Genomic DNA, 11530 nt, shown 5'->3' with positions numbered 1-11530 from the left:
AATCACAAATAACGACGTAAGTAATCATCGGAGTAGTCGATTTCCAACTCCATCCATATAGGTAAATGATCCGACATTTCATGCGTTGTCCAAGTTGAATAACTTTTTGCCCAATCTTTATAGGGCTTTTTGTCATGCTTCTTTCTCACTTGCTCAACTATCTTTTCATAGTGATTCAGAATCTCATCCTTAGTTAGACGCTTTTTACCTTTTTTATTATCAGCTTCCGTCAATTTAGGAGCTTTTTCTTGTGGATTTGGATGAGGGCCGAAAACGGCATGACGCCAATCAAACTTACCGTGACGAAGCAGACGTGTTTTTCTACCAGCTTTACCTTTCTCTGTAAATGCTATTTGGTCAAACCATCTATCGCCACCCATGTTAGTAAACCCAAACTCGGGAACAGTTAGCTTTGATTCTTTCAGTGCCTGCATGACCACATCATCTTTTTCCTCGATATTCATATCTCCCAAGAAAATATGTACCTGATCCTCTGACTTTGCCCTTTTTACCAGTACGTCAGCAACGGCTTTTATTTCCGCAGCCCGTTTACTTAGATCATTACCAAACACTATATGTGCAGAACAAAGGGAAAACCTAAACCATCCTGCCTGAAACGAAGCAAAAAATGGGGAGCGGGCTACTTGTTCACCATCAATCAAATTTTCTTTGGGTAAGACTATTTCTCCAATCAAGTTTCGAAAAAATACTCGATTGGTATTATAGACAAATGCCATGCGCTCACTGTTGCCACCCTTATGGGTGGAAACATCCGACACAAAGAAGTCCCAATTAGGCCCTAAAAGCTTGACCAAGCGACGCAGAGGTTTAAGACTGCTTTTAATTTCTTGTATGGCACAAATGTCGAAATGGTCTATGATTTCTGCTATGTAATGATAACTTTCATCCAGCCTTGGCATACCTCCATCGAAGGCGCGAATATTCCAAGAGCCTATTATCAATGATTTAGGTTCGCGGTCTTTTTCAATGGTTTCGTACAAGTCATGACGCAATGTCAATAATCTGGAAGAAATCCACTCTTGCTTATTTGGATAATCGGAGTCGTTTTTGTAATTCTTTAGATGATGATAAAAAGCCATAATAATCTCCAGTAATTAAATAATTCTATTAATATCACTTGCTAATCTATACCCTGCCAGAGTTGCTTTCTTTTCAGCTAATCCCTTCATTTTCTGGCCATAATTTGCAGGTGGGGCAACAGCATTATTTTTTGTTGTTCCAGCTTTAAGTTTGCCATTCAAATGGGCTTCTTTCTTAGCTTGTTCGAAACTTTCAAGACTCCATTTTCTTGGAGATTTTTCATTTACATCTACATTTGGAAAAATGTTAGCTGACGTTGAGTTAATTATTCGAAATGCCTGATCTGACGCTGTTTTTACGTTATTACTCCCCCCTAATGATCCATCCCAAAAACTATGAAGTTTTACACCAGCGGTACTTGGTTTTATAAAAAACTTATTCCCACCTCTATCTCCCTTTGGAAAGTCACTGCTAAATAGTGACCCGCAATGCAAAGGTTGATGAATGTCTCCAACAAGGTGAATCAGCCACGCCAAATACATCGCCTTTTCGTTATCTGGGGTATGAGTATCTGTAATTACATCCCTAGCCCAATTAATTGCAAAAACAACATTGCCTTTTCGTTGCACATCTTTAGGTATTTTGCTGTCATGTCCACCACTAAAATTAATCTTATAATTAATATAGTGCCATTCACCACGATGAAATTCATGTTCTGGGTGATTAAAGCTCCGAATGGCATCTGACCAAATAGAAGCTTTCATCATCAAAAATTTCCCTAAAGGGATCTTGGTGTTTTTTACCTTTCTGAATTCCTTTTTCCAACTATGTTCATAAGCTGGGTGCTTTTTTAAAATTTCTGTCACTGAAGCTTTTGAGTTAGCATCTAATTTTTCCCACGATATGGCAGCAATAATCATATGCCCCTTGCATTCCAAGCATCGGCAATAGTGGTCATTAAAAAAAATAAAGAACAAAGAATTAATTTTTTCATAATTGATATTTTAAGTTAAAAATCAAATAAACTTCACGCCTGATCAACATGAATACTTATAAAAAACTAATTCTTAGGAAGATGTCATAAATATAATCAAATATACTGACTGAACAAATTCATTTCGAAGCAAAAAATTAACTGCTCCTTTGTAACTACTTTTTTGGTTACCTTCTCACCAAGAATAGCAAATGACTGACAGGCTTTTTACACTCAAATCCTAAGAAATTCTTAACATTTGCATGACATAATATTCAATATGTATAAGGTAGGGGGAGTTCATGCTTAAAGCTTATTTCAACGAAAAAGCATTTCACCAAAAGCAAACGGATCATAATTACAGTTTGCGCGGTGATATTGAGGAAAGTATAGGGCGCATCCCCACAACCTCATTGCAGACACATAATTCGCACTACGCAATCAACAAAAAAGAAAAAGACCGTCGTTATTTAGACCGTGTTTTGCATTTACTCCAAGAAGCTCGCAGAGCAATACTTGCCGATATTGCACAAATGCAAATCGAGCTTGAACAGCTTATCAAAGATAGAGATGAAATTATTGATAAGAGAAACGCTATTTCCAAAGTTCTTGATGACCTAAGAGAAGACGGAAGAATTGAGGTTGGTAAAGACGGTTATCCCATAAACGAAAAAGCCAGAGCCGCCATTAAAGAATGGGAACAGAAAACGGGTAAGAAGTTTGATGCCGGTTCTCTTGAAGCCTCCGAAATGCTCCACTACATTATTCTGGATTTAAGTGAGCAAGAGTCAAAACTTGATCGTGACATTGAAAACAAAAACAAGGAAATACAAAAAGCAAACGAAATCCTCGAAGACCTTGATGCAGGCATAGAAGCCAGAAACGATGGAAGTAAAATTCCTCAGAAAACCATTAATTCGGCAAGGGAATATATTGCTGAAAAAGAAAAAGTATCAGGCTTAGAGAAGACCAATATGTCTGATAAGTTAAACAACATTGATTTAGAAAATGATTCTGTGGATGTTACCACAAGCCTGAAATTCTAATTGTTAAGCGGTTCTATCTCTTTCTCGTATAAAGACTTCACACTAAAAAACAATTTAGTTCCGGTATCTTTAAGTTTTTCCCCATCACCTTCAAAGTAATATACATCACCCGTTTCACCATTGGCATAAAGAGCGACCATGCTGGATTCTATTCCTTCGCCTTTGGCTCCCCCAGCATGGACAATCATTAAGCGTCTACGGCCTGCTGCGATATTATCGTTCATGACATCTTTGACGAGCTTAAAAAATTCAGGCACGTCAGATACAACAGTGGCAATAAGAATACCGCCTTTTCTTTGTGAACTAATGTGAGAAGACCTAAAGGCTTTTCCAATGCCCTGCCCCGTCATATCGAACACATGAACCTTGTCGTGTGGATTTTTTGTGTTTTGCGCCAATGTGGTATTAACGTACATGGTCATTAAAATGACCGCACAGATTATTTTAAGTTTTTCCCTCATAATTTTGTGATTTTAGCTACTTTATTGCCCTTAAGGCACTTTTCTATATTTCCGAATATCATATCGGTGGGCAGCAATTCCCGATTATTAAAATAAACAGCCGGAAAAGCTTTAAAAAACCTGTCAAACTCTTTTCCTGACATAAGGTTTGCTTTCGCCTTGCCTTCAGGGCTATCTATGATAAACCCGACAATATTTAGCCCTGTTTTACAATGTTCTTTAACCTCATTTTTAAGGTTGGGGTTAAACATCAACACCATCACAGTGGCTATAAAGGCGTGGTGTTCCACGATATAACTGTCTGGCGATATTTTGCCTTCTGTATATCCCATATTTGCTTTAATGATTGATTTTTTTTGCTTTTAAACGGATTTAAAGACTGTGGTTAAACCACATTTTTTACATGCTTATCAATTATTTGTCCGAAAATTAGATATACTCTGCCACCACACAGGGGTATGCATGTGCTTTTTCACTAAAAACACCTATGTTTTTGTGCAGAAATGGGCGTTTTTCAGTCAAAACCGAAAAAAATATCTCTTTTTATTTGATTATTTGTTCGAATATATCTAATAATCAGACAGTTATATTTGTCGTTACGAGCAAAAGATATGTATAAAAACACCATATCCCTGCATAACCATAAGGGGCAGCGTAAATACCTAAACCATGCCGAGCGGTTAAGGTTTCTGGAATGCACAAAAAATCACCCCGTAGATATAAGGCTGTTTTGCCAACTGATCTATTACACTGGTGCGCGTATTGCCGAGATACATAACCTTTCCGTTAGCGGCATTGATTTTTCCAACAAATCTGTGGTGCTGGAAACGCTCAAAAAACGAAAGCGAGGCATTTACAGGGAAATTCCCTTGCCGGATATTCTATTGGAAAATTTGGAATTTTATATGAACAGTTTGGAGCGTGAAGGTGAAGAACCGCTAAGGCTTTGGCGCTTTTCCTTGCGCAGTGCATCCAGATATATAAAGACCGTTATGTGTAAGGCCGATATTACGGGCATTCAAAGTTCTGCTAGAGGGCTGCGTCATGGTTTTGCCGTACATGCCGTCACAAAAGCTCCTATCACTTTGGTTAAAAAATGGCTTGGTCATGGTGATTTAAAGACGACTGCTATTTATCTCGATGTTGTTGGCGAAGAAGAAAGAGCAATCGCCGAAAAGGTCTGGTTTCAATAAAAAAAGGACAATGCAAATGCCGCAGATACAGAAACAATTACATGAGATGGAAGAAGACCTGATACAGATAAGCGGGTTAATGCAAGCCCTACAACAAGTCCTGCCCGACGGGTGCACTCATAGCTGTGTTGCCAATGCTCTTGAAGAAAGATTACAGCACTTTCAGCAACATTTTTACAAGCATTGGGAAATCGTATCTGGTAAGCGGTAGGGTGTTGAGATTTCTAAATCACTCTTGTTCTTCTTTTAGTTTCTTCCCAAATTCCGTGAGACGGTATTTTTGTAATCGACTATTTGGTTTATCGGGTATGGTCATTTCTATGATATCCCCTTCAAGTGCGGGTTTTTGGTAATTCCGTATATAGTTTTTCTTATCAGACAGTCCTAATTTTTTCTGAATTTCTCCTCTACTCATCTCACCTGAAATTACCTGCAAAAGTTTTTCCACTTGGGGGGTGATATGGATGACTTGGGGGGCATGTGGAGGGGCATCTTGGGGGATGAGTTGGGTAACTTGTTCGGTTGCCGGAAAAGACATACGTAAGAAGTTATTTGAGAAGGTAAAGCATTCTTTGGGATATGCTTCCAGAATACGAGGCATACCAGACCCTAAACGCTCTACCATATCCAAATCTTTATAGATACGCATAAGTTCTTTATTTACTGGAATGGAGTAACCTTTAAAAAATTCATCTTCATCCAAACCATTTGACAAACCACCTACTGAAGTAATTTCTAACCGATCCGAGAAAATTTCAAATTTTGGAGAAGCTTCTCTTGAATAATCATTATGCACAATAGCATTGATGACAGCCTCCCGAATGGCAATAGCATTCCAAAGCCTTGTATTTTCACGTTCCTTCGGGGTTATCTTGGTACGGGTTCTATTCTCTAAATCTAGCTTATCCAATACGCTCTTGGTCGCTTTAATCAAGGATTCGTAACCATATTCATTGTTTTCAATTAAGTTTACACGGTTAGTTCCAGAATATTTGGCAACTTGAATAGACATACCATTCTCGTCTGCCATTAAATAGGCGACATAATTGAACTCGCCATTTTCGGTTAAAAGTTCCAGATTGGTTGCGAACTGGTCAGTTAGTCTATAACCGGATGCTTCGTAATAGATTTTCAGCTGCTCGAAGGTTAAATTCTGACGCGGTGATTTTATTTTGCCTATAGAATTACGAGTTCTTTTGGAGAATAAATCCTCTATCATTTTCTGCGGCATAGGCTCGGATGCTGATCCTACACGGATATAGGCTCCCTTTTCAGTCATTCCATATTTTTTCCAGTAATAAGGGTTTTCCGTACCACTGGCTAATGTAACCTTAACGACATCCTTATCATCCATGGCCTCATGCTCAATATCAAACAAGCCCATACATGACGGTTCTATGTTTGTTTTAAGACGATCTTTAACCTTAAGCTGCACATCATCAGAATTATCAAGGCCAACCACACGTCCGTCATCATCTACACCTAAATAAATAACGCCGCCCTTATCATTCAGAAAGGCGATAGCTTCCTTTTCCAGCTTATCATTAAGCTCTCGTTTATATTCTATCCGGTTTGATTCAGTCATTTTTCAAATTTTATTTATGAAGCTTCTACAATTCACTATAGCTTCAAGTTTGATTTCCGCAATGTCTACCAAAGATAAAAAGAATGACTATAATTTTCGCCTTTATGTGGCTTGTTGAAATAGAATAACTCTCCTGTCGTCGAGTTATTTCCAGTTCAACAAGCATTACATCATCATCATTTTTTCCTTATGAATTAAAATATTAAGCTTCTTAGATAAAACCTTACTTTTTTCATAGTAATTGGGATCATATAAACCTTTCTCTAAATCCCAAAGATTTTTCACTATTAATCTAATTTTTTCTCTTATTAAATTTATTTCTTCCATGATTTTTTTTATTTTAAGTGAATTTAATAAATCAAAATTAAAGCGAGACTTCTCTTATGGCTATAATTATTGATCATGACAAAAACAGCCTGCAAAAATGACAACGATAGTAGAAAACAAAATTTAGGAGTGTCCTGTTATTTTGGCGTTGATCTCATCAAGAATTTTTTCGGATATGCTTTGGCTGTAATGTTTCTCGGTTACTTGTACACTGGAATGACCAAGGCCGGATGAAATTTTACGAATATCAATGCCCATATCCAGACCGATATTTGTCCATGTGTCTCTCATGGTATAGGTCGTGATTTTTTTGGTAACACCAGCCAGTTTTGCAATTTGCGCTGCATATTTATTGAAGCTTTTAACTCTTGCTTTGTTGACCAAATGAAGGCGTTCAGGCGTTGTGCCATTGGGAATAATCGGAAACAAATAATCGTCCGGCTTTTGCCCGTTCAGATAATGGTTAATGATCTCCAACGCTTCATCATTTTGATTAATGTTAAAATAATCACCTTCATAGTGCGTTTTTTTGCGGAAATATTTAATCCGGTTGTCTTCAAACTGGAAACGTTTGATAAGCCCAATATCAAAAAAATTCATACCCATATTATTGAACATGAATAACATGTAATTATGATTATGCCATATCGGTGTATCAGGCTTTAATCTCAAATTCCGTATCCTATCTATATCGTCAAGATCAAGTGGGGACGGCGCATTAGCATGGCTCTTTTTTTTGATCTTGGATAGTGGCTTATGGTTGCTTAAATCTTCAAATGTATTTCCCGCATCATTCATAATGGCTTGCAGGCTTCTTAAGTATATATTCGGCGTATTTTTGGATTCATAACGATTACTCATATAAGCCTTAAAGTCACGTACAAACCCGTAATCCATTGCCTTGATTTCCATGTCCCAATCTTTGAACTCGTCAAGACACTGCATTTTACCGTCTTTGATTTCATAGAGGGTTTTTATCTTTTCAGTATCATCCTGTCCCTTTAGGCTTTTTTTGAACTTTACGAGCAGCTTTAATGCATCTTCATAAGAGTCTGCTGTAGAAAATCTTTTTTCCAAGCGAAGGCGGTTAAGATATACAGCCCCGTAACTCAGGATCGTTCTGGATGGTGCTATATTAAAAAAGCGTTGTTCTATCTCCCGTTTTAAACGCGCTATGTCCCAATTTTTGATTTCCCCTTCATGTTCATCGACCCATAAATCGACATTAGAGTATATTTTCAGCGTGCGTTTTGTGTGCTTGACGGCATTTAATATGCCTGTAATTTTTTTTGTCTCGAAATTATATTGATCTTCTCTTAGATGAATATTGAAAGGAATATCTCTGGTTTTCCTTTTGTGGCTAAGGCGTAAGACTAATGGGTATTTATTATCTTTGGTCGTATTAGATGAGCGTTTATCGAAGGCTATTTTGATTTTTGACATTTTTGAGAGGGTATTTTAGTAGCGTGCTTTCAGCGTGCTTTTTTCGGTTTGAAACGGTTTAATCCGGTTTCAAATTTACGAAAAACCCTTGTAAACCCTCGTATTTAGGCAAAAAGAAATAAACAAAACCGTATGTGAACTGACTCATAATCAGGGGGTTCTTGGTTCGAGCCCAAGTGGAACCACTCTAGTAAAGACAAAGCTTTCGAGAAATCGGGAGCTTTTGCTTTTGAAGACGGGTACAATATAGGTACAACAATCTCTTTTCTTTATACTCAAAACAGGTCTCGTTGTATTCCAGCTTTGTGAAGTAGCCCTATTTCAGCAGTGCCTAAAAACCTAAAAACAAATGCTTAAGTATCATGCAGTGAAGTTGTAGTAAATAATCTGGATTTTATTGGTGATATGGAAGCCTTATTAAGACAGGAAATTAAATATGATCAAGAAGCAGCATTTCAATGGCTAAAAAATGAAATTATTGAAAAGCTATAACAAAACAAATGTACCATATTCACTTAAAGTGAAAAATTGAATGGCTAAAGAAAACAAAATAGAACAACACTTCATTAAACAACCGGTAGCACAAAAATATACGAACCGTTCTGGTATAGTTGATGGAAAAACGCTAGAAAGTAATTCCACAATAAAGTTAGTTAGTGTAATCGTATGGTTTTGCGTCCCAAATAATTACTATTTTCGGGACAATTATTTCTATATTTAATTATATTTGTCCCATTTATTTGCTATTTTTGGGACAATGTTGAATTTAAAGAACATAGAAAAGAAGTTTAGTAAAGGTGATATATTCTTTATATCAGACTTTACCGAACTAGGTAATTATGAATCTGTACGCAAGGCTTTGCAACGCCTAACTAAAGACGACAGCATTAAACGTATTGCAAAAGGAATATACTTTTTACCTAAAAAAAATGAGCGATTAGGTATCATCTACCCTCATGCTGAACAGATTGCCAAAGCTATTGCTAAACGAGATAAAGCAAGAATAATAGCGGCAGGATCAACAGCCTTAAATTTATTGGGCTTATCAACACAAATTCCATTAAAGGTCGTGTTCTTAACAGATGGCTCAGCTAGAAACATAAAAGTGGGAAACCAAACGATTCAGTTTAAAAAGACAAATCCTAAAAACTTAAGTATTGAGCATAGATTAACCAACCTTATAATTCAAGCATTGAAAGAAATTGGAGAAAAAAATGTGCAACAAGAACAGACTGATAAAATACAGCTGATAATTGATGAAAGTGGTGAGCGAAAACTCATCTATCAAAATTTAAAAAATGCCCCCGTTTGGATACAAAAAATAATATTAAGTAAATGAACAACTGGCTAACATTATCGAAAGAAGAACAAGTTGAATTATTTACCCAAATTGGTGTAAGAACAAACTTGCCGCCACAAGCTGTTGAAAAAGATGCTTGGGTAACACTCATGTTACGCATGATATTCACTTCCGATTTAGCGAATCACCTAATATTCAAAGGTCGGACTTCATTAAGCAAAGCTTTTAATTTGATTCAACGATTTTCGGAAGATATTGATTTAGGAATTGACAGGAAATATCTAGGTTTTGAAGGCGATTTATCAAAAGGACAAATTCGCAAATTAAGAAAAGCTTGCCATTCATTTGTTTCTACCGATTTAGCTGAATTGTTACAAAAACAATTGGTAGAATATGGAGTTGATGAAAGTCTCTTTGAACTTATTGTAGAAAACACGCAAGTATCTGATCAAGACCCAGAAACAATTAGAGTAAACTATCAATCACTATTTGAAGATGTGTACTATTTACCTAAAAGAGTTTTAATTGAAGTTAGTGCAAGGTCATTAATAGACCCCAATCAAGAAGTTGCTATAAATTCAATGATTGATGAACAATATCCTGAAGCGGGTTTTACAGAACCAGGATTTATTGTAAATGCGACAAATCCTCAAAAAACATTTTTAGAGAAGTTAATTCTATTACATGAAGAATTTCAAAAACCTCAAGAAAAAATAAGGCATCTACGTATGTCAAGACATTTCCATGATATAGGACAAATACTAAATTCTGAATATGGGCAGGGTGCTTTGAAAAACACAGTTCTTTTTGAAAGTATTATTGCACATAGAAGTGTACTAACACCTTTAAAAACTACGGATTATAAAGATTTGACTTTACAAAGTCTCAACATTATACCGCCTAACGAATTCTTAGATAGCTACAAATCTGATTATAAAGAAATGCAGAATAGTATGATATATGGTGAATCACTTGATTTTGAAATACTCCTCGAAAAAATAATGAAAGAATTGAAATAAAAATATATCAGAAAAACAAAAAGAATTTTAGACCTAGTCTAAAAAATAAAAAAATTGTGAATCATAGTTAGAGCTACATCTCACTAGCTTCATCAATAACACCACTTTCCAACTCTTCTAAGTAGATTGGGTTACAGTCAAATTTTTATGTCCCATAGATTCACTTATTATGTCTGTGGCTACACCTTTTTTGTTTAAGGCAATTGACAAAACTATGACGAGCGACAAAGCTACTCATGGGCTTGTTAATTTGACAAAGGGCAGCTATTTTTTTTAAATCTTGGTTCGAGCCCAAGTGGGACCACTTAGAAATTGTAAAGCCTTACAGAGATGTGAGGCTTTTTTTTGCAAACACTCCAAAATTTAACATTTTTTAATAGAAATGAAAAGCCTCCTTTTTTTCGGAGGCTTGATATTTGACTAGTTTCCCTCAATAAAATTGAATAGTCAATTTTGATTGCTCACAATCGAAAAGATATTTTAACAGGTTTTTTCTATGATAACAACTACAGAAGAAAACCTTCAATTTAAAAAAATACGGTTTTTTAAAAGATGTTTGGTTTTTAAATAATTGAGGCATTCATCTTTTACAACTTTATAAAAATAGTTTGTTCTATGCTTTTCGTTTTGAAAAACAGTTTGATCTTCCCAAACCTTTACAAAAACCTCTTGAACTAAGCCTTTTGAGGTATCCAAATCATTGATGTATTTGTCTGCAAACACACAAAGTTGCGGATACAAACTTTCAAAAAGCTGTTTATAACGCTTAAGCGTGATTTCCTTTTTGCCCCCTCTCATCATTTTAAATCAAGATATTTTCGACTTTATTTTCTGGAGTGTTTACAATGGCATTAGCTTTAATACAAGACTCTATATGTTTCGCTACGGTATAAACACAAATCCATTTTCTGTTGTCTCTTTTTTCGTTATAGTATTTGGCAGGAAAACGGGCAAAGAATAGGTCAAATTCTTTCTCCATTAACAAATGAGTACCCGTATTGTAATTTAACGTGAATCTCGTTTAAGCTGCCCATAAACAAAGTTGGTTAGTTTCAATAGGAGTAATATTCAAGGAAGGCTTTTTAGGAAAGAAACAATAAGCAGTTAGTCCAGAAATAAGATTGACCAAAAAGCCTTTAACG

General features: G+C 36.0%; 13 protein-coding genes and 1 pseudogene. 4 read left to right on the top strand and 10 right to left on the bottom strand.

Annotated features, from left to right (window positions below; all coding sequences use genetic code 11):
• Positions 1-2: 2 nt before the first annotated feature.
• Positions 3-1100: an endonuclease/exonuclease/phosphatase family protein gene (locus Q4Q35_RS10805; protein WP_303277986.1), complete on the bottom strand. Its 1098-nt coding sequence runs from the start codon at positions 1098-1100 to the stop codon at positions 3-5.
• 15 nt (positions 1101-1115) lie between these two features.
• Complete coding sequence (locus Q4Q35_RS10800; RefSeq protein WP_303277985.1) at positions 1116-1961, bottom strand: S1/P1 nuclease; 846 nt, start codon at positions 1959-1961, stop codon at positions 1116-1118.
• A gap of 355 nt (positions 1962-2316) precedes the next feature.
• Between Q4Q35_RS10800 and Q4Q35_RS10795 the strand changes: the two genes are divergently transcribed.
• Positions 2317-3060, top strand: a complete 744-nt coding sequence (locus Q4Q35_RS10795) for a hypothetical protein (RefSeq protein WP_303277984.1) — start codon at positions 2317-2319, stop codon at positions 3058-3060.
• Here the strand turns inward: Q4Q35_RS10795 and Q4Q35_RS10790 are convergent.
• Both Q4Q35_RS10790 and Q4Q35_RS10785 read right to left on the bottom strand, forming a co-directional pair.
• The gene (locus Q4Q35_RS10790) at positions 3057-3521 is read right to left on the bottom strand and encodes a hypothetical protein (RefSeq protein ID WP_303277983.1); all 465 of its coding nucleotides are present in this window, start codon (positions 3519-3521) and stop codon (positions 3057-3059) included. The two genes, Q4Q35_RS10795 and Q4Q35_RS10790, sit on opposite strands and share 4 nt — an antisense overlap.
• The gene (locus Q4Q35_RS10785; protein WP_303277982.1) at positions 3518-3853 is read right to left on the bottom strand and encodes a hypothetical protein; all 336 of its coding nucleotides are present in this window, start codon (positions 3851-3853) and stop codon (positions 3518-3520) included. The genes Q4Q35_RS10790 and Q4Q35_RS10785 overlap by 4 nt, the downstream gene beginning before the upstream one ends.
• 279 nt (positions 3854-4132) lie before the next feature.
• On the opposite strand from Q4Q35_RS10785, the gene Q4Q35_RS10780 reads away from it, so the two are divergent.
• Positions 4133-4714: a tyrosine-type recombinase/integrase gene (locus Q4Q35_RS10780; protein WP_303277981.1), complete on the top strand. Its 582-nt coding sequence runs from the start codon at positions 4133-4135 to the stop codon at positions 4712-4714.
• 229 nt (positions 4715-4943) lie between these two features.
• Here Q4Q35_RS10780 and Q4Q35_RS10775 read toward each other — a convergent pair whose 3' ends face one another.
• The 3 genes from Q4Q35_RS10775 to Q4Q35_RS10765 form a co-directional block, all read right to left on the bottom strand.
• Complete coding sequence (locus tag Q4Q35_RS10775; RefSeq protein WP_303277980.1) at positions 4944-6299, bottom strand: RNA/DNA-binding domain-containing protein; 1356 nt, start codon at positions 6297-6299, stop codon at positions 4944-4946.
• Positions 6300-6464: 165 nt separating this feature from the next.
• Positions 6465-6626: a hypothetical protein gene (locus Q4Q35_RS10770; RefSeq protein WP_303277979.1), complete on the bottom strand. Its 162-nt coding sequence runs from the start codon at positions 6624-6626 to the stop codon at positions 6465-6467.
• 123 nt (positions 6627-6749) lie between these two features.
• The gene (locus Q4Q35_RS10765) at positions 6750-8069 is read right to left on the bottom strand and encodes a tyrosine-type recombinase/integrase (protein ID WP_303277978.1); all 1320 of its coding nucleotides are present in this window, start codon (positions 8067-8069) and stop codon (positions 6750-6752) included.
• A 727-nt stretch (positions 8070-8796) separates the two neighbouring features.
• Between Q4Q35_RS10765 and Q4Q35_RS10760 the strand changes: the two genes are divergently transcribed.
• Together Q4Q35_RS10760 and Q4Q35_RS10755 are read left to right on the top strand one after the other, a co-directional pair.
• Positions 8797-9408: a DUF6088 family protein gene (locus Q4Q35_RS10760; RefSeq protein ID WP_303277977.1), complete on the top strand. Its 612-nt coding sequence runs from the start codon at positions 8797-8799 to the stop codon at positions 9406-9408.
• Positions 9405-10388 (top strand): nucleotidyl transferase AbiEii/AbiGii toxin family protein, encoded by a 984-nt coding sequence (locus Q4Q35_RS10755; RefSeq protein WP_303277976.1) that lies wholly within the window; start codon positions 9405-9407, stop codon positions 10386-10388. Before Q4Q35_RS10760 ends, Q4Q35_RS10755 begins: the two co-directional genes overlap by 4 nt.
• A 522-nt stretch (positions 10389-10910) precedes the next feature.
• Here the strand turns inward: Q4Q35_RS10755 and Q4Q35_RS10750 are convergent.
• From Q4Q35_RS10750 to Q4Q35_RS22510, 3 genes and pseudogenes are all read right to left on the bottom strand, one after another.
• Entirely contained in the window at positions 10911-11189 is a 279-nt protein-coding gene (locus tag Q4Q35_RS10750; RefSeq protein WP_303277975.1) for a sigma factor, read from the bottom strand.
• A gap of 1 nt (position 11190) precedes the next feature.
• Positions 11191-11367, bottom strand: a complete 177-nt coding sequence (locus tag Q4Q35_RS10745; RefSeq protein WP_303277974.1) for a hypothetical protein — start codon at positions 11365-11367, stop codon at positions 11191-11193.
• 42 nt (positions 11368-11409) lie between these two features.
• Positions 11410-11530: pseudogene (locus Q4Q35_RS22510) on the bottom strand (IS982 family transposase); the annotation flags it as partial.

Origin of the sequence: Flavivirga aquimarina (genome assembly GCF_030540835.1) — a bacterium.
Taxonomy (GTDB): Bacteria; Bacteroidota; Bacteroidia; order Flavobacteriales; family Flavobacteriaceae; genus Flavivirga; species Flavivirga aquimarina.
The sequence above is the reverse complement of the archived record's forward strand: the minus strand, read 5'-3'. Positions and strand labels throughout refer to the sequence as shown.